Below are 18,936 nucleotides of genomic sequence, written 5' to 3'. Positions count from 1 at the left end.
CAGCGCCAGACGCTGGCTGCAGGAACTCATTTGTCGAAATAGCCGGCGCGCACGGCCGCGCCGATCAGGTTGAGGAACAGCCTGCCGGCGGTGATCGCCGAGATCCGGTTGACGTCGCGCGACGGGGTGATCTCGACGATGTCCATGCCGACCACCCGGCCCTTGCCGACCAGCCCGTGGATCAGCTTGCGGGCCTGATGGAAGGTGACGCCGCCGGGCGCGGGCCCCTCGACGGCGGGCATGATCGAAGGATCGAGCCCATCGGCGTCGATCGTGATGTAGTAGCGGGCATTGTCGGGAATGCGCGCGAGGATCGCGTCCATGCCGACATCGTGCAGCTCATAGGCAGTGACGATGTTGGCGCCATAGGCCTGTGCCGCCTCGACATCGGCGCGCCTTGCGCTGCCCTGCGAACGGATGCCGATCTGGAAGATGTCCGTGACATGCGCCATTTCCGAGGCGCGCCGGATCGGGCTGGACAATCCTTCTCGCACGCCCCCGACATCGTCGCGCCAGTCGATATGCGCGTCGATCTGGACGAGGACGAGCGGGCCTTCGCCGTCCAGGGCCTTGAGCACCGGGATCGGGATCGCGTGGTCGCCGCCGATCACCAGCGGCATCGCGCCCGAGGCGACGATCTTGCGCATCGCCTCTTCGGCCCGCCGTGTATGCGAGGCCGGATCGTGCATCTCGCCGACCACGTCGCCACAATCGACCATGCGGATCGGCCTGTCGTCGAAGAGCGGCCCGCCAATGTCGAAATCATAGCGCTCGAGCGAGCGCGAGACCCGGTCCGAGGCCTGGCGTACCGCCGTCGGCCCGTTCGACTGGTCGTTGCTGACATTCCTGATCGTGTAGGGATGGCCGTAGGGAATGCCGAGGAAGGCGATGTCGGCCTTCAGATCGTCGAGATCGAGGGCGAGCTCGGAGAACAGGAAGGTGGCGTGGCCATGCTCTGGCGCGCTGGTCAGGGTTTCGGTCATCTTGCCCTCGATGGTGTCTTGGAAGAGGGTCGCCGCGGCGACCTACTGGAAGTGCGAGAGGAACAGCCGCAGGCGTTCCGAACGCGGTCTGTCGATGAGTTCCTCCGGCGGTCCCATCTCGGCGATGCGGCCGGCGTCGAAGAAGACGATGCGGTCGGCGACCTTGCGCGCAAAGCCGAGTTCGTGGGTCACGACGACCATGGTCATGCCCTCCTCCGCGAGCTCCTTCATCAGGCGCAGCACGTCGCCGACGACCTCCGGATCGAGCGCCGAGGTCGGCTCGTCGAACAGCATGAGTTCCGGCTTCATGGCGAGCGCGCGGGCGATCGCGACGCGCTGCTTCTCGCCGCCCGACAGGTCGGCGGGCATGCGCTCGGCCTTGGTCGCGAGGCCGAAGCGGGCCAGCAGCGCCCGCGCCTGCGCCTCCGCCTCGTTGCGATCGACGCCGCGCAGCCTGATCGGTGCGCGGGCGACGTTCTCGAGCGCGGAAAGATGCGGCCAGAGATGGAATTGCTGGAAGACGAGGCCGACGCGCGGGCGCATCCGGTCGAGCTGGCGGGCTGACTGCAGGCGCGTCCCGCCGGCTGCGGCGGGCTCGCGGCCGATATAGTCCCCGGCAATCCGCACCGTGCCTTCGTCCGGCCGCTCGAGATAGTTGATGCAGCGCAGGAAGGTGCTCTTGCCGCAGCCGCTTGGGCCGATGATGCAGACGATCTCGCCGGCTTCGACATCGAGATCGACGCCGGCGACCGCCGTCATCGCACCGAAGCTTTTGCGCAGGCCGCGCACGCTGAGCACGGGAGGCGCGGTCATGAGCGGGGCTCCGGCTCGAGCGAGAGATAGCGTGCCGCAAGGCGATGGCGCGAGGAGAAGCCGCGCCGCGCCTGGCCGCCCAGTCGCCGTTCCGAGGCCCGGAAGCCCGCCGCCAGCAGCGCGGTCAGCCCCCAGTAGATCGTGGCCGTCGCCAGGAAGACCTCGAAGGGCGCGAAGGTCTGGCCCTGCACGATCAGTCCCTGATAGGTCAGTTCGGCGACGGAGAGCGTCGCCAGCACCGCGCTTTCCTTGACGAGCGAGATCGAGGTGTTGGTCGCCGCCGGAATGAAGAAGCGCAGCATCTGCGGGAAGATGATCTCGCGCAGTGCCCTGAGATAGGACATGCCGATGGCACGGGCCGATTCCATCTGGCCGCGCGGCACGGAGAGGATGGCGCCGCGGACGATCTCGGCGAAATAGGCACTGCCGAACAAGGCGAGCGCGACGATACCGGTCGTCATCGGCTGCAACCTGAGGCCGAAGAAGGGCAGCCCGTAGAAGAACAGCGACAGCATCACGATGAACGGGATGTTGCGGAAGAGCTCGACATAGGCAACCGCCGGCCAGCTCATCACGCGGCGCGGCGAAAGCCGCAGCAGCGCGACCGGGAAGGCGATGAGCAATCCCGAGATGATGGCGGCAACCGAGATATAGACGGTCGCGACCGCGCCCTGGGCGAACAGCCCGGCATTGTCGGTGATGATCGAGAGGTCGAGCGTCATCCTAACCCCTCCTTACCGCCAGCCGGCGCTCGAGCATGCCGCCGAACTGGCTGACCAGGACATTGAGCACGAGGATGATCGCCGCCGCGGCGAGCATGGTCTCGAACGGCCGGAACGTCGTCGCCGAGATCTGCTGGGCGGCACGGAACAGCTCGACCACGGTGATGACAGAGAGCAAGGCCGTGCCCTTGAGGATGATGGTCGCTTCGTTGACCAGCGGCGGCAGGATGCGCAGCAGCAGCTGTGGGATCACCACCTTGCCCCAGATGGCGCGGGCCTTGAGGCCGAGCGCGATCGCCGCCTCCACGGGGCCGGGGTCCATGTCGGCGAGGCCGCCGCGCATGATCTCGCTGATGAAGATCGTGCTGTTGAAGGCGATGGCGCAGATACCCGCCGTCAGCGGATCGAGCTGCAGGCCGAGGGCCGGCAGCCCGTAATAGAACAGGAAGATCTGGATCAGAACCGGCGTGCCGCGAATGAAGCTGATCACGACGCCGATCACCAGGTTGAGCGGCGCGATCTTCAGCGAACGCAGGATGGTGAGCAGGATGCCACCGGCGAGGGCGAGAGCCATCGCGGCGGCCGCGATGGCGATGTTCGTCCCCGTTGCCCGCAACAGCGCGGGCAAGGCGGCGAGCGCGGCCTCGACACTGAAGTCCATTGCTGGAGCGCCTGCTCGTTCGCGTCTAGAGCGCGCCGGCCGGCAGGTAGCCGGTATCGGGCAGGTCGAGCTTGATGCCGAGCCATTTCTCCTGCAGCTCGCCCATCTTTCCGCTGGCGCGCAGCTCCCTGAAGACGCCGTTGACGAAGTCGCGGAGCTCGGCATCCTCCGGGCGGGTCGCCCAGGCGAGGTAGGTTTTGCGCTCGGTCGCCGGTCCGACGATCTCGAAGACTCCCGGGCGGTCGCGCATCAGCAGCAACATGAGCGGAAGATTGGCGATCGCGGCATCGACGACGCCGCTGCCCACGGCCAGGAAGGTGTCGGAGAAGGCGGGGAAAAGCTTGAGCTCGGCAAAACCCTTGCCGCCCTCGGCCTTCAGCTTCTCGTCCAAAGCCTTGGCAGTCGGCTCGACCGAGGAGGCGAGCTGCGTCGCGACCACCTTGCCGTTGAGATCGGCCAACGAGGAGATCGCCGCATTGCCCTTGCGCTTGAGCACATGCGCCTGGCTGATGCCGGTCGGCATGGTAAAGGCGTAGCGTCTGGCGCGCTCCTCGGTCAGCCCCAGCGAGGTTGCGACCAGATCGAATTTCTTGGCGATCAGGCCGGGCAGAATGCCCTGGAATGGCAGGTCGAGCTGCTTCAGCTTGACGCCGAGCTTGCCGGTAACCTCCTCGAGCAGGTCACGGCCGAGGCCTACCAGCTTGCCGTCGCGCACGAATTCGAAGGGCGGGTACTGCCCTTCGGTGGCGACAACCAGCTCCCCGGCCTTCTTGATGCGTTCAAGGGTGGTCTCGGCGCTGGCGCTGCGGCCGGAAACTCCGAGCAGGCCGGCCCCCAGAATGCCGCGGTTCAATGCACGACGTGTCAAAAGCATGGACAGTTCCCCTTACCGCCAAGTGCCCGCCCGATCGTTGTCATGCGGGCGTCTTCGTAGAGCGGAAGAAGGCTTAGGCGCTCGCCCGGAACTGGGCAATCAAAGCCGTGCCCAAGAAATGGACAGCGGCAAATTCGACGCTGAAGCAGAGCAGATTAAACTATAATATTACAAAGGCTTATCCGCTGCTCTCCGTGAGGCAACAGCAGTCATTGTGCGAGAAGCTCATAATTAAAGTGACCAGATCGCAATGAAAAGCGCTATGCTGAGCTGATGGAGCGGGCATTTCTCAATCTTCACCTGCGCGAGCTCGCGATCTTCGCCGCAATCTGCGAGCGCGGCAGCCTGTCTCTCGCGGCCCGTGATGTCGGGATCACGCCGTCCGGCGTGTCGCACGCGCTGACCCAGCTCGAGCGCCATTTCGGCGCGCCGCTGCTGGATCGCTCCCGCCGGCCGACGATGCCGACCGTGCTCGGCAGCATCGTCAGACGTCATGCGGAGCTGATGATCACGCAGGCCAAGGTGCTCGATGCCGACGTCCGCCTCGGCTTCGACGCGCTGTTGCCGAGCATCCGGATCGGCCTGATCGATTCGCTGGCGATCCATTTCCTGCCCCACTTCATCCGGGGCGCGAAGCAGCAGATCCGGGCGTTCTCGATCTCGACCGATTTCAACAACGGGTTGCGCGCGCGCCTGCTGGACCGCAGCCTCGACCTGCTGGTCGCAGCCGGCCGCTTCGACGATGCGGCTGGGCTCGAACGCCATGACGTGATGGATGAGCCGATCGTGCTGCTGGTGCCGAAGGGCGCGCCCGATCTGTCCGATCTTGCCGTCTTCAAGGCCTATGCGATGCAGAATACCTTCGTGCGCAACAGCCTGAGCAGTGCTCTCGGCCGACTGATCGACCGCCATCTGAGGCGGATGAAGCTGGAGCCGGAGTTCGCTTTCGCCTTCGACAGCGTCGACTCGGTCGCAGCGATGGTCGCGGGCGGCTTCGGCTGGGCCTTGTTGCCGGCGACCTCGATCGCGCGCAGCATAAGCCATCTCTCGGCGATCGAGCTGCGCCGCTTTCCCGGCCCGGCCTTCAGCCGGCCGGTTTCGATCGTGGCCCGGGCTGGCGAGCTCGGCCCATTGCCCGCCAAGGTTGCCGATGTCGCGCGGGCGATCTTCCGCGATGTCTATCTGCCCATGTTCGGCGAATTGATGCCCTGGGTGACGCAGGAGGTGAGGCTGCACCCGCCCACAGCATTCTGACGTCGCCAATCCTACCAGATGCGGGTCCGAAGCGCCCCTGGATTTGTCGATGTCTTCGCCCCGAAGTTCGAGGTTGGGAGGCCAGGATCGAGCCTGGCTATCTCAGCGACGATCTTGGACATGTCTGTAGTGCAGGATGCGGTTCTGGCCGGAGCCGGCGCTGTCGGCGCCGGCCCGGCATGCATGGTGGTGGTCGCCGCCGATCAGGGTCGAGAGCGTCTGATGTGACAAGTTCGATGTTGACGCACAGGACAAGGCGCGAGCGGCGAAATGCCGGCTCGACCGCGCCGCGCAAGCTACTTTTCGCCGACCGGGCCTATGACAGCGCGCCTTGGCGAGACGACAGCATGCTCGCTTCGATCCGCAACGGGTTGTGACGCCATGAGCCGGTCACCCGGGGGCTGCTCGCCTATTTTGCGATCAGCCGCCAGCGCCAGGCGTCCAGATGCGTCCAGAAGCCATCCGCGATCGGTTGAGGCGCAAAAAGCCAATTGCGGTCTTCCCCAGCTTCGGCGACTTCAACCGCTCGCCGGAGCCGCCAGGTCGCCTTTGAGGTGATATGATACGCGACATAGCCGCTATCGCGCAGAAAATCGTTCATGAACGCGGCCGATCTACCAGACGGCAGCACTTCGATGACGATCAAGGGCCGCAGCCTCGCGATCGTCTTGGCCGCTCCGCGGATGACGTCGGGCTCTGTCGTCTCGGTATCGATTTTGAGCACGCCGATTTCAGCCGGCGCCAGATTATCGAGTGTGTCGCATTCGACATCGATCTCGCCCGAATGAGCCCGAAATTTGGGGTTCAGGCTGTTGGACGCATCGGAGCGCGCAGACAGATAGAACTTTGCGACCCCCAATTTGGAGGAAAGAGCCACGCGCCTCAACTCGATTGGCAGGTAATGCCGCTGCGCGGCATCGTCCAACGCATCAGCCAGTTCGGGCGTGGGCTCGAAAGATACGCAAGGACGGCGCAAAGTTGCGGCAACAAGGAGCGAGAAGACGCCAACGTTCGCTCCGACATCGTAGAACGGCCCCTTGGTCACCTGCATTGCTGCGAGGCAAGCAGCGATCGCATGCGGCTCATGCGCTCCCAGCCCGTGTTTCTCGATGACACGCGGGACGTGACAATGCGCTGGTGCAGTAAGGCTGATCGGCGGATAGGCGCCTGCGGCGAGAGTGACGGTCCGCATTTCCGGGACTTTAGTCGGTGCTGACGCAACTTCAGTGGCTGTCATCGAAACCCTCAGAAACGCATATCTCAATCATGCGGCAGGTTTGGCCGCGTTAAGCTCGGCTAATGCAATTTTCTACTCGCCACCATGTTAATCGCGACAGCACAGGTTGACCACCTGTTCTCGGACAGCCCGCAGCTACACGGGTAAAATATCGATAGATGCCTCGCTTGCCCCTGTTGCCGGTCATCATTGTGTCACTGGGCGATACGATAAGGCTTTGCCCACCCCAGTCAAATCTGCGTCGCCGATAGGACGGGCACTGATCTGAGGCTCTGCTCTTCCTCAAGATTTGAGTAGAGGCCATCGCTGTCTCCACATCATGCTGGACCGCAGGGCGTCGCGACGAGCCAGAAGAAACCGACGAGGCTCTATCGCGAGGAGTGGTCGCAGGCGCGCTGATTGCCGCGCGATCCGTTCTCGGCCGGGCGCGTCAACCGGCATTCTCGTGCATGTTCATCCGGTTCCTCCGAGGGGTCCGAAGCTTCGCAACCTCAGCTTCCTCGGGCGGGACCGGATGGGCAGCCTATCGAAAGCTCACCGCGAGAGCATCGCCCGAAAAGCGGAATCCACCTTTCGGGCGATGCTTTCACAAAGAGCTCGATCGGCCATCCACGTCCGGTCGAACGCTTGGCGACCTAGCTCTGCGCAGTCCAGCCGGAGATCGCCTTGGGCTCGAGGAATTCCTCGATTCCCCAGACGCCGCCCTCGCGCGCCCGCCCCGACGCCTTGACCCCGCCGAAAGGGGCGCCGGGCGCGCGCGGATTGCCATTCATCTCGACCATGCCGGACTTCAGGCGCGAAGCGACACGGTTGCGCTTCTCGCCATCGCTCGACTGGACATAGTTCGTCAGCCCATAGGGCGTGTCGTTGGCGATCTCGATCGCCTGCTCCTCGCCGTCGAACGGGATGATCGACAAGACGGGGCCGAAGATTTCCTCGCGGGCGATGGTCATCTGGTTGTTGACGTCGGCGAACACGGTCGGGCGGACGAAATAGCCCCTGTTCTGCCCATCCGGCCGGCCGACGCCGCCCGTGACCAGCCGGGCACCCTCGTCGATGCCCTTCTGGATCAGGTCCTGGACCTTGCGGAACTGGGCCTCCGAGGAGAGCGGGCCGATATGCTTGCCCGGCTTGTGCGAGGAATCGACCGCGACGCCTTCGGCAACCGTCTTGGCCTCCTCGACGACGCGATCATAGATCGAGCGCTCGACCAGCATGCGGGTGGGCGCATTGCAGCTCTGCCCGGTATTGTTGAAGCAGTGCAGCACGCCACGCTTGACCGCGCTCGGATCGGCATCGGCGAAGACGATGTTGGCGCCCTTGCCACCGAGCTCGAGCACCACACGCTTCAGGCTTTCGGCCGCGACCTTGGAGATCGCGACGCCGGCCCGGGTCGAGCCGGTGAAGCTGATCATCTCGATATCGGGATGCGACGACAAATGCGTGCCGACGCCGGCGCCATCGCCATTGACCAGGTTGAACACGCCCTTGGGGAAGCCGGCCTCGTCGATGTACTCGGCGAACAGCATCGAGGAGAGCGGGGCGACCTCGGAGGGCTTGAGCACCATGGTGCAGCCGGCCAGCAAAGCGGGCACGACCTTCAGCGTCACCTGATTCATCGGCCAGTTCCACGGCGTGATCAGGCCGACGACGCCGATCGCGTCCATCTGGATCCGATCATTCGGTGCGTGCGGGCCGAGCGGCCGCAAGAACTGGAAATCCTTGAAGGCCGTGATGAAATTGGCGATGTGGTAGGCGCCGGCGCCGACCTGGCTGGCGAGCGCCATGTCGATCGGAGCCCCCATCTCCTGGCTGATCGCCTTGGCCATTTCGGGAGCCCGGCGCTTGTAGATCTCCAGCAGGCGCTCGACATATTCCAGCCGCGAAGCCGGCTCGGTCCTCGACCAGGCCGGAAAGGCCCGCTTCGCCGCAGCGACCGCGGCATTCGCATCCGCCTCGTCGCCGAGCAGGATCACGGCGCAAGCCTCCTCGGTCGAGGGGTCGATCACCGCAAGCTCTTGCCCGCCAGATGGCGTGACCCATTCACCGTCGATGTAGAAGCGCTTCTTCTCGAGCATGCCGTTCCTCCGGGAGTTCGATCGTTCTCGTTCCCCAGACTATCAGCTCGATCGGCAAGCGGGCCTGCAGCTTCCGACCCCGGCGCATGAGCCGGGCGCATCGCTGGTCTCGATTCAGTTCGCGGCTTGATCGAGCGCCCTTCTTCTGCGGACAGGATGCTAGGCTTAGCTTCGACCCGCCTCGACCTGGCGCATGGCCTCGACCAGGGACTGAACTGTCGCGGGACGGGCCAGATGCTTCATGTGCGGCGCCGCCAAGGTCGGGCCGGCAATGGTGCGGTAGTCGTCGTCGCCGGGGTTCTCGATGCCGAGAGCCTTGAGACTGACGGGCAAGCCGCAATCCCGGGCGAAACCGGCGACGTCTTCGCAGAACTCCGCGCCACGGCTCTCATAGACGATCTGCAACATGGTGCCGTAGGCGACGAGTTCGCCATGCAGGGCGCCGGCGAGCGCCGGATGGGCCGTCAGCCCGCGCGTCAGCGAATGGGCGAGCGACAGCCCACCGGATTCAAAGCCCAGGCCGGACATCAGGACGCAGGCCTCGACCACGTCCTCGAGAGCTGCATCCGGCGTCTGGCGATCGACGGCGGCAAGTGCCGCCTCGCCATGGCGCCGGATCGTGGCGTAGCAGGCATCGGCGAGCGCGAGCGCCGCGCGCGGTGGGGTCGCACCGTAGAAGTTGCGACCCTGCGCCGCGAAACAGGCATTGGCCTCGAAGGTCTTCGAGAGGGCATCGCCGATCCCAGCCGCCAGCAGGCGGCGCGGGGCGCGCGCCACGATCGCGGTGTCGACGACGACGATGTCGGGATTGGACGGCAGGAACTCGACTTCGGCGATGGCGTGCTTCTCGTCATAGATGACGATCAAGCGGCTCGTCGGGGCGTCGTTCGAGGCCACGGTCGGCACGACGGCAAGGGGTACGCCAAGGCGTCGCGCCACGCCTTTGCCGGTGTCGATCGCCTTGCCGCCGCCCATGGCGACAATCACATCGGCACCCGCGTGGCGTGCGGCATCCGCCTGCCGCTCGATTTCGGCATGGGTGATCTCGCCGCCGAAGACGAGCGCCGGCGCGCCCGGCAGAGGCGAGCCCTCGCGCTCGAGCGCGATCGGGTCCGCGAGGAGAACTGGCCGTTGCCCGAGCGGGCCGACATGCTCGCCAAGAGAGGCGGCTACGCCCGGTCCCTGGATGTAGCGGCGCGGCGCGCCGAGGATGCGTAAGCTCATCTTCGCCTCGGTTCGGGTTAGCCCTTTGTCGCGCCGGCCGCCAGGCCCTGGATGAAGTATCGCGAGAGCAGGGTGAACATCAGGAACAGGGGAAGCGCGATCAAGGTCGCGCCGGCCATCACCTCGCCCCAGCGCAACTCGAACGAGCCGACCATCGAGGCCAGACCGACAGGCAGCGTCTTCTGCGTATCCGACGAGATCATCACCAGCGCATAGGTGTAGTCGGTCCAGGAGAGCAGGAAGGCGAAGATCGCGACGGTGACGATGCCCGGCAGCGACAGCGGCAGCACGACCCGCACGAAGCTGCCGAGCCTCGTGCAGCCATCGACCATGGCCGCCTCCTCGAGCTCGAAGGGCATGGATTTGAAGAAGCCCCAGAGCAGCCAGACGCCGAGCGGCAAGGTCAGCGTGCAATGCGCAATGACCAGAGCGAAAAGGCTGTCGGCGATGCCGAGCGAGACGAAGATGCCGTAGAGCGGGATCGCGAGCAGCATCGGCGGAAACATGTAGGCGTAGAGCATCGAGCCGACGATCATCAGCTTGAACGGCACGCGAAAGCGCGTCACCGCATAGGCGATGATGATCGAGGCGACGAGCGTGATCGCCACCACGGCGAGTGCAACGACGATCGAATTGCGGAATTGCTGCGGATAGTCCGTGACTTCCAGAAGCTGCTGGTAGCTCTCCAGGGAGAATGAGCTCGGCAGCAGAGTCGGGCGGGTGAACAGCTCCTGCTGCGAGCGCAGGCTGGAGACGATCATCCAGTAGATCGGGAAGAACGACCAGGCGGCGATGGCGAAAGCCGCGAAGCCGATACCGATCCGGGCAGAGGCGGAGCGACGCATCAGCGTTTCTCCTCGAGCGGGAAGAGCCTGAGATAGATCGTGACGACGATCGACAGCATCAGGAAGGAGAGTGTCGCCACGGCGGCGCCGCCGCCGACGTCGAACAGCGAGAAGGCGCGCTTATAGGCCATGATCGGCAGATGCTCGGTGGCGCCGAGGGGGCCGCCCTTGGTGAGCAGCCAGATGATGTCGAACTTGTTGAACATCCAGATCCCGCGCAGCAGGACCACGACGGTCAGGACCGGTTTGAGCTGCGGCAGCGTGACATGCCAGAACAGCGCGACCGGCCCGGCTCCGTCGACACGCGCCGCTTCGTACAATGCCGGCGGAATCGTCTGCAGCCCGGCGAGCACGCAGATCGTGACGAAGGGCGTCCAGAGCCAGACGGAGGCGAGGACCACCGACATGCGGGCGGTCCAGGGCTGCTCGAACCAGGGAATGGTGCCGAAGCCGAGATCGCGCATCAACACCGTGACGAGCCCGACCGAGCCATCCGACAGCCACTGGAAGGTCAGCGCCACGACGACGGTCGGCAGGAGATAGGGCAGCGTCGCCAGTCCGCGCACGAGCCGCTGCGCCGGGAAGGTCTGGTTCAGCACGAGCGCGAAGGCGATGCCGAGCACGACCTGCAGCCCGATCGAGGTCAGCGCATAGAACAGCCCGTTGCCCATAGCCCGCCAGAACTCCGGGTCGACGACGACGCGCCCGTAATTGGCGAGGCCGACGAAGCGGGGCTCGGCGATGAAGGATGAAGCCTGGTGCAGGGACAGCCAGAGCGCGTCGAGCACGGGGCCGCCGACGAACAGCGCCGTCAGCGCGAGCCCGCTCCAGAAGACGGTCCAGATCACCCAGTCATAGCGTGAAGGCATGGGCGGTGGCAGGCCCCGAAGGGCCCGCCCTCCTTTGCGTTGTGGTGCGCGGCTCAGCCGGCAATGGCGCGGTTCATCTTCTCGACGGCCTGCGAGACGCAGTCCTGCGACGATAGGTTCTTCAGCACCTTGTTCTGGAGCATCTCCGGGAACACCCAGGATTCGAAGATCTTCGCAGGGCGCAGATCCGGTGCCGGTCCCTCGGTGTCGACCGAGCGGATGACGATGTTGGGGTCCTCGAGGAAGCCCTGCATCGTCTTCACCGCACCGGCATGCTTTTCGATCAACGGATGCGCCCGCCAGCGTGCATCCTCGTAGATGTCGAGGCGTGGCGGCTGGAAATGCAGCGGCGCCGAGTGCAGGAAGTTGATGTAGTGCGCGTCCGAGAACCATTCGAGGAAGCGCACCGCCTCCTCGGCCATCGGCGTCTTGCCGACGACCCAGCCGTCATAACCATGGTTGACCGCGGCCTGTTTGCCGGCGCTGTCGGGGTACGGCATCATGCCGTACTTGTCCGCGAGCTGGGGTGCGCGCTGTTCGAGGATCTCGATCAGGCGTCCGGCGTAAGGCGCGTGCGCTGCCTGCCCCGAGGAGTAGGCGGCGGTGATGGTGCCGAAGCCCGCCTGCGTCATGCCGGGCGGCATCGTCTTGTACATCTCGCCGAAGAAATCGAGATAGGCGGCCGCGCGCTTGCGGTTCTCCTCGCTGGCGAAGGTGTTCGTCCATTTGTCGTCGAACAGCGAGATGCCGTCGGCCCACATATAGGCCAGGCTCATCCAATTGGTCGCGTCGTTGTTGCCGATCGGCGTCGCCATGCCGAAGCGCTGGCTGCCGCCCTCGGTGCCGGAGGTCTTGCGGCAGTTTTCGAGCAGCTGCGCCCAGGTCTTGGGCGGCTCGAGCTTGGCGGAATCGTAGAGGTCCTTGCGGTAGAACAGCCAGCACAGATTGTAGTCGTACATGTACCAGTAGTGCTGCCCGTTCACCGGGAACAGGATCCGCTTGCCCCATTTGTGCCGGTTCACGAGCTCGGTGATCGGCGTGAGCTGGCCTTCATTGGCGAGGGTCAGCACATGGGCGACAAAGATCAGCGTCGAGATGTCGTAGGGCCGCCCGCCCTTGATGGCTGAGACGGTGCGCGTATAGGCGTCGCCGGAGGGCACGGTGTCGATCGTGACCTTGATCCGGCGTTCCTTCTCATACTGCGCGGCTGCGACACGCAGGGCTCGCACCGAGTCGACGGCGGGTTCGCCGTTGAGAAAGCGCAGCTCATGCACCTGCGAGTGCACGGCCGGCATGTAGATCGTGGCTGCTGCAGCCCCGGCGCCCGCTGTCAGCAGCGAGCGGCGGGAGAGCCCGCCGGTCTTCCTGGTCGTCATCGCGTCTCCTCCTCGTTTCATTGTCGGTTGAACCGGTCTTGCGCCGGTTTCAGCTCCGCAGGGTCTTTCCTTCCTTGTCGAACAGGTGCAGCCGGTGCGGCGGGGCCGCAAAGCGCAGCGTGTCGCCCTCGGCGATGTCATCGTCGCGATCGATCAGGACGCGCAGGGCTACGCCGGCATCGAGCGTGAGCACGCTCTCGTCGCCCATGCGCTCGATATGGACGACACGTGCGGCGAAGCCGGATGGATCGCGTTTGAGATGCTCCGGCCTGATGCCGAGCGTGACCTTGCCGGTGCCTGCCATCGCCGGGGCGAGCGGTATCGTGAACTCGCCGGCAGCGAAGACGAGACGCCCGTCGCGCTGCTCGATCGCACCCTCGACGAAGTTCATCTCGGGCGAGCCGATGAAACCGGCGACAAAGCGGTTGGCAGGCCGGTCGTAGACCTCGAGCGGGCGGCCGACCTGCTGCACGACGCCGTCGCGCATCACGCAAATCCGGTCGCCGAGCGTCATCGCCTCGACCTGGTCGTGGGTGACGTAGATCATCGCGGTGCCGACGGCCCGGTGCAGACGGGCGATCTCGTCGCGCATATGGACCCGCATCTTGGCGTCGAGGTTTGAGAGCGGCTCGTCGAACAGGAAGACGTCGGGCTCGCGCACCAGCGCCCGGCCGAGGGCGACGCGCTGCATCTGGCCACCGGAGAGCTGGCGCGGCTTGCGCGCCAGCAGATTCTCGATCTTCAGCATCTGCGCGGCGTGGGTCACGCGCTGTTCGATCTCGGCCTTGCCGGCGCCGCGCATCTTCAGGCCGAAGGCGAGGTTCTCGCGCACGCTCTTGTGCGGATAGAGCGCATAGTTCTGGAACACCATGGCGATGTTCCGTTCGCGCGGCTCCAGACGCGTCACGTCGCGCCCCCCGATGCGAATCGTGCCGCCGGTGCTCTCTTCGAGCCCCGCAATCATGCGCAGCGTCGTCGACTTGCCGCAGCCCGAGGGGCCGACGAGCACCATGAACTCGCCCTCGTCGATCGACAGGTCGACCGCATCGACGACCGCCATGCTGCCGAACGACTTGCTGACGCCTTGGAGCGTGACGGAGGCCATGATCAGCTCGCTCCGTACTGGGCGCGGATGCGGTGATTGAGCGGGGCGAGCGCCGCCTGGATGTCTCGGTAGAGCGCAGATCCGCGCTCGTAGAGCTCGACCCGGCTCGGATCGGGCTCGTGGGTGGCGACGACGCGGATCGCCTGTTCGGCGGCTGTCGCACTGGAATAGGCCCCGATCCCGACGCCTGCCAGCAGCGCTGCGCCGAAGCTGGCATCGGCGACGGCCGGCAATTCGACTTTGACGGCCAGCACATCGGCGAGGATCTGGCGCCAAAGCGGGCTGCGCGCCCCGCCTCCGGTCAGGCGCGCGGTCTCGAAGCCGAGACCGTTCGCACGCAGCACCTCGAGACAGTCGCGCAACGAATAGGAAATGCCTTCATAGAGCGCGCGCACGAAATGCCCCGGCCCATGGTTGAAGCCGATGCCGACGAAATCGGCGCGCAACATCGGGTCCCAATGGGGGCTGCGTTCGCCATTCAGATAGGGATGGAAGAACAACCCTTCGCTGCCGGCGCCGACGCTGTTGGCGGCACGCTCCATCGCATCGAACGCAGCCTGCCCGTCTTCGCCTTCGCGACGGAAGAAGGTGTCGCGCAGCCATTTGTGAGCGGAGGCGCAGGAGTTCGTCGCGGTGATGACATACCAGTGGTCGGGTATAACGTGCGGATAGTTGATCAGCTCCTTGTGCGGCACGGCGTGCGGGGAGAGCACGCTGACCGTCGCGGCCGTGGCGAGCTTGGCGACGCCAAGGCCCGGGCGCATCATTCCGGCGCCGTAAGTCTCGACCGCCGTATCTGAAGTGCCGCAAATCACGGGCGTGCCAGCGAGGAGCCCCGTCTGGCGCGCGGCTTCCGCGGTCACGCTGCCGCAGCGGCTGGTCGCGGCGACGATTGGTGGCAGGGTTGCCATGTTCCAGCCGATCAGGTCGCAGAGTTCCTGCGACCATTGCAGCGTGCGCGCATCGGCCATCAAGGCGCCGACGGCGTCGATCGTGTCGGTCTCGAAGCCGCCGGTGAAGCGGCTGCGCAGCCAGTCCTTGGCGAGATAGAGCCGGTGCACGCGCTGGAAGGCTTCCGGCTCATGCTCCTTCAGCCAGAGCATCTGCGGCAGCGTCCAGGTCGGGTTCGCCCGGTTGAAGCCGAGCTCCAGGATGCGATCGTCGGCGCGCTCGCGCAGGGCCCGGGTCTGCGGGCCCGAGCGCTGGTCGTTCCAGAGGATCGCTGGGCGGATGATGCGCCCATCGCGATCTTCGAGCACCTGCGTATGGGCTCCGGCCGAGAAGGAGAGCGCAGCGATGCTGGCCGGGCTGCGGCCGGTCTTCGCCAGCGCAGCCGGCACCGCCGCACAGACTGCGCGCCACCACTCGGCCGGGTCCTGCTCGCTCCAGCCCGGTTGCGGGGCAAGCGTCGAGACCGGGTGGCTGGCCTCTCCTTCGAGCGACCCGTCCAGGCGGATGAGGCTCGCCTTCAGCGAGCCGGCGCCGAGGTCGATGCCGAGCAACAGCGTATCGGCCGCGCTCATGTCAGGCTCCACCGCATCAGGGGCATCCCTCAGCGATGACCGACGGCAACGGCGCCGGGCGCCGGGCGCAGGCCGAGCTTGCCGGGGTTGAGGCGGTTGTCCGGGTCGAGCGCGTCCTTGATCGCCTGGAGCACGTCGAGGCCCGTGCCCAGTTCATCGCGCATCCAGGGATTGCGGAAGACGCCGGCGCCGTGATGGTGCGCGATGCTGCCGCCGCAGGCGAGCGTGACCGACTGGATCGCGTCCCAGAGCTTGCCATGCAGGACGAGCCCTTCGGCATCGGGCATCGGCGGCAGGCGGATGGTCATGTACTGGCAGGCACCCTCGGCATAGACATGGGACCAGTGCGCGCCGAAATGCATGTCGGCCCGGATGCCGAGCGCGGCAGCGCGCGCCTTCTCGTAGAGATCGGGCAGGGTGCTCCACGGACAGCACACCTCGATCGTGTCCATGAAATAGCCGGCCGCCTGCCATTTGGCCGAGTAGGATTCGTAGCGGACCTCGCGCCAATGCCGCAGCGGGGCGTCATCGGCGACCGTGCCGCCTTCCTGCTCGGCGATGGCGAGCGCATCGCGTTCCTCGGCCTCAGCGGTGTTCTTGCTGCCGCTGAAGACCAGGATCGCCAGGATCGGCTTCTCGCTGAACAGGGCGATGCCCTTGGTGCGATCGCGGCTTTCGATCTCGTCATAGATGCGCACGACCTGCGGGCGCAATTCCGCCTGCATGACCCTTCGCGCCATGCTCAGGGCTGCCTCGACCGTCGGGAAGGCGAGCACGACACCCTGCTCGACCTCGGGCTTGCGGAAAATCCGCAGCGTCAGCTCGGTGATCACGCCGAGCGTGCCTTCCGAGCCGACGAAGAGGTCGATGAGGGACGGGCCGACCGAGCGGCGTGCGACCGGGCGCACTGCGAGCTTGCGCCCGTCGGGCAGCACGGCCTTGAGGCCGACGACGATGTCCTCGATCTTGCCATAGCGGGAGCTGGCCTGGCCGCCGCCGCGGCAGGCGGCCCAGCCGCCGACGGTCGAGATCTTGATCGACTGGGGCAGGTGCCCGCTGGTCCATCCCGCTGCATTGAGCGCGGTTTCGAAGTCCCAGCCGTTCATGCCGGCCTGGACGGTGGCGAGGCCGTTGACCTCGTCGATCGAGACGAGCTTGTCGAGGCGCGTCAGGTCGAGCATCACCTCGCCGCCGAGCGGGATCGTGCCGCCGAGCACGCCCGAGCCCAGGCCGAAGGGAATGACCCGGAAGCCTTCGGCCGCGGAGGCTTCGAGCAATGCGGCGACTTCATCTTCGCTTGCGGGGCGCGCGACGGCGACCGGCGTGGTTCCCGGCAGGCCGCCGGACCGGTGCTTGAAGATGCCGAAAGGAAGCCGATCACGCGCATACTGGCGCAGGGTTGCTTCGTCGATCAGGAGATTCTGCGCGCCGACGATGTCGGCGATACGGGACAGCGGCTTCGCGGCCCCCTGCGATGCTGGCACGGAACTCATGCGGACGGGCTCCGCGGGGTGAGAGCGGCACACAGCATCGAAAAACCCTCCCAAGCGATCTGAACAATCGTTTGCGCAAGTAGAATGTCGAATTTACGCGCTGTCAAGTGGGGGAGGGGCGGTGGATTTGCGGATGGAGAGACCGCTGGGCGGCAGAAGGCGTACGGCCTCGGGCGTCCCGCCCTCGATGAGGTCGATCAGGAGTTCGGCGGCCGATGCGCCCATCGCTTCCAATGGGGTCCGGACGGTCGTGAGCGCGGGGTAGACCATGGCCGCGATCGGGGCGTCGTGGATTGCGATCACCGAGATTTGCCGCGGTACGCTGATCCCCGCTTCATGCAATGCCGCGATCGCTCCCGTCGCCGAAACGAGGGTGGCCGCCAGCACCGCGGTTGGCAGGGGCGCGCATCGGGTGAGAAGGCGACGCATGGCCTCGGCGCCGCCTTCGACGCTGTAGCCGGCCGGCTCGACGAGTGAGGGATCGGCCGGCAAGCCTGCCGCCTGCAGAGCCCCGTAATAGCCCGCCAACCTGGCCTGGCCGTTGAAGCCCTCGAGGCGTCCGGCGATATGCGCGACGCGCCGATGCCCGAGGGCGAGCAGGTGCTCGACACCGATGCGTGCTGCGCTCTCGGTATCGAGCGCGACCGATGGTGAGGTGCCGACGCTGCGGTTCATCAGCACGAACGGAATTTGTGCGGCTTTGAGATCCTCGATCAGGTTGCGGTCGTCGTCGAGGCTGGCCGCAAGCAGGCCATCGACGCGATGGGTTCCGGCAAGACGTTCATAGGTGCCGGCATCGATGTGGTCGGGGTCGCGATGGGCGATCAGGATCGAATATCCCCGCCGCGCGGCAGCGGCCTCGGCTCCCCGGATCGCAAGCGAGAACACCGGGTTGTCGAACTGCGGCACGACCAGGCCGAGCGTGAATGTCCGTGCGGTCCGCAGAGCCCTCGCCAGCGCATTCGGCTGATATTGCAAGGTCTTGGCCGCTTCCAGGATTCTGGCGCGCGCTTCTTCGGAGATGCGCTGTCCGGGCTTGCCGCCGAGGATGCGCGATGCCGTCGAGACGTCGACGCCTGCCAGCTTGGCGACATCCTTGAGACTCACCCGATGATCGCGCGACACTTTGCGTCTCCCAATAGGCGCGCCACCTATCCCTGTTATGAAGGCTGCAAGAGCAAGATGCCGAGAGGCGCGCTGTCGCGGTTTAGCACGTCACCGGGAGCCGGTTCGGGAATTCTTGGCAGACGGACAGGTTTCCGGGGCGCCGGTCGGCCATATCCCGGGCGAATGCAGGGGGGCCGAAAAACCAGGACGGGAGCAGCTCGAAATCCGCACCGGGTTTGGCCAGCTTCAACGAGCTGCAAGGTGCAGCCTTCGGCGTGGTGATGACTACGCTGCAGATGAGCGAGGGCGATTTGCGCTTTCGTGATGCCCTGTATTTTCGAAGAATAAGTTCATCTATAGCTAAATCGGCGAAAATATATTTAACTGTCGAGCGGTTGAAATAATATAATAATAGTATATATATTCTATATGCTCAAAAAAATTCAGAAATTGAAAGTGGATTCGATCCCGAAGACGCATGTCGTTACCCGGAGCGGCTTCGCGGCGACCTGACGCTGCCGCCATCGCCCTCCGGGCCCCCGACCGAGAGCAGATCGAGGGTTTTCGCGCCGCCTTGCCGGCGCGCAGGGGAGTTGGATCGATGACTATTCGTTTCAGGCTGGTCTGCGCACGCTGCACTCGCAGTGTCCCGCGGACCGCGATGCGTTGCCCGTGGTGTTCAAGTCGCCTCGAGCAGGGCGGCTTTGCCGAGGCGCACCCCTCCGGCGAGGCCGGTGGCTTGCGGCCGTCCGCCGGGGCGCCGGGCAGAGCG

General features: G+C 65.6%; 16 protein-coding genes. 1 reads left to right on the top strand and 15 read right to left on the bottom strand.

Translation table 11 applies throughout. From position 1 onward, the window contains the following. Positions 1-26: 26 nt before the first annotated feature. The 5 genes from AC3RCC_RS25750 to AC3RCC_RS25730 are packed head-to-tail and all read right to left on the bottom strand — an operon-like array spanning position 27 to position 4,053. Positions 27-983, bottom strand: coding sequence for an agmatinase (locus tag AC3RCC_RS25750; protein ID WP_492257033.1), 957 nt, complete (start codon positions 981-983; stop codon positions 27-29). 42 nt (positions 984-1,025) lie between these two features. Continuing rightward, on the bottom strand, positions 1,026-1,796 hold the full coding sequence (locus tag AC3RCC_RS25745; protein ID WP_492257032.1) for an amino acid ABC transporter ATP-binding protein: 771 nt from the start codon (positions 1,794-1,796) through the stop codon (positions 1,026-1,028). Next, complete coding sequence (locus AC3RCC_RS25740) at positions 1,793-2,518, bottom strand: amino acid ABC transporter permease (protein WP_492257031.1); 726 nt, start codon at positions 2,516-2,518, stop codon at positions 1,793-1,795. The genes AC3RCC_RS25745 and AC3RCC_RS25740 overlap by 4 nt, the downstream gene beginning before the upstream one ends. A 1-nt stretch (position 2,519) precedes the next feature. Further along, on the bottom strand, positions 2,520-3,179 hold the full coding sequence (locus tag AC3RCC_RS25735) for an amino acid ABC transporter permease (RefSeq protein ID WP_291638167.1): 660 nt from the start codon (positions 3,177-3,179) through the stop codon (positions 2,520-2,522). A 25-nt stretch (positions 3,180-3,204) separates the two neighbouring features. Beyond that, positions 3,205-4,053: a transporter substrate-binding domain-containing protein gene (locus AC3RCC_RS25730; RefSeq protein ID WP_291647596.1), complete on the bottom strand. Its 849-nt coding sequence runs from the start codon at positions 4,051-4,053 to the stop codon at positions 3,205-3,207. Positions 4,054-4,326: 273 nt separating this feature from the next. Here AC3RCC_RS25730 and AC3RCC_RS25725 point away from each other — a divergent pair, with 273 nt between their 5' ends. Beyond that, positions 4,327-5,307 (top strand): LysR family transcriptional regulator, encoded by a 981-nt coding sequence (locus tag AC3RCC_RS25725; protein WP_492257030.1) that lies wholly within the window; start codon positions 4,327-4,329, stop codon positions 5,305-5,307. A 409-nt stretch (positions 5,308-5,716) separates the two neighbouring features. Here the strand turns inward: AC3RCC_RS25725 and AC3RCC_RS25720 are convergent, their stop codons facing one another. The 10 genes from AC3RCC_RS25720 to AC3RCC_RS25675 form a co-directional block, all read right to left on the bottom strand. Further along, positions 5,717-6,544: an FkbM family methyltransferase gene (locus tag AC3RCC_RS25720; RefSeq protein ID WP_291638170.1), complete on the bottom strand. Its 828-nt coding sequence runs from the start codon at positions 6,542-6,544 to the stop codon at positions 5,717-5,719. Positions 6,545-7,179: 635 nt separating this feature from the next. Beyond that, on the bottom strand, positions 7,180-8,622 hold the full coding sequence (locus AC3RCC_RS25715; RefSeq protein WP_492257029.1) for an aldehyde dehydrogenase family protein: 1,443 nt from the start codon (positions 8,620-8,622) through the stop codon (positions 7,180-7,182). Positions 8,623-8,787: 165 nt separating this feature from the next. Then, positions 8,788-9,846, bottom strand: coding sequence for a glycerol dehydrogenase (locus AC3RCC_RS25710; protein ID WP_492257028.1), 1,059 nt, complete (start codon positions 9,844-9,846; stop codon positions 8,788-8,790). Between the two features lie 17 nt (positions 9,847-9,863). After that, a complete protein-coding gene (locus AC3RCC_RS25705; protein ID WP_291638173.1) occupies positions 9,864-10,691 on the bottom strand; it encodes a carbohydrate ABC transporter permease in 828 nt (275 codons plus the stop codon). Continuing rightward, entirely contained in the window at positions 10,691-11,560 is an 870-nt protein-coding gene (locus tag AC3RCC_RS25700) for a carbohydrate ABC transporter permease (RefSeq protein ID WP_291638174.1), read from the bottom strand. Before AC3RCC_RS25700 ends, AC3RCC_RS25705 begins: the two co-directional genes overlap by 1 nt. A gap of 53 nt (positions 11,561-11,613) precedes the next feature. Further along, positions 11,614-12,936: an ABC transporter substrate-binding protein gene (locus AC3RCC_RS25695; RefSeq protein ID WP_291638175.1), complete on the bottom strand. Its 1,323-nt coding sequence runs from the start codon at positions 12,934-12,936 to the stop codon at positions 11,614-11,616. 49 nt (positions 12,937-12,985) lie between these two features. Then, positions 12,986-14,041 carry an ABC transporter ATP-binding protein gene (locus AC3RCC_RS25690; RefSeq protein WP_492257027.1) on the bottom strand — a complete coding sequence of 352 codons (1,056 nt, stop codon included), beginning with the start codon at positions 14,039-14,041 and terminating at the stop codon, positions 12,986-12,988. Between the two features lie 2 nt (positions 14,042-14,043). After that, positions 14,044-15,564, bottom strand: coding sequence for a xylulokinase (locus tag AC3RCC_RS25685; protein WP_492257026.1), 1,521 nt, complete (start codon positions 15,562-15,564; stop codon positions 14,044-14,046). A gap of 29 nt (positions 15,565-15,593) precedes the next feature. Continuing rightward, entirely contained in the window at positions 15,594-17,057 is a 1,464-nt protein-coding gene (locus AC3RCC_RS25680) for an FAD-binding oxidoreductase (RefSeq protein ID WP_492257025.1), read from the bottom strand. A 93-nt stretch (positions 17,058-17,150) separates the two neighbouring features. After that, positions 17,151-18,182, bottom strand: coding sequence for a LacI family DNA-binding transcriptional regulator (locus tag AC3RCC_RS25675; protein ID WP_492257024.1), 1,032 nt, complete (start codon positions 18,180-18,182; stop codon positions 17,151-17,153). Positions 18,183-18,936 lie beyond the last annotated feature (754 nt).

The organism is Allobosea sp. GW823-FHT01F03 (assembly GCF_058798075.1).
This window is presented reverse-complemented; position numbering and strand designations above follow the sequence as displayed.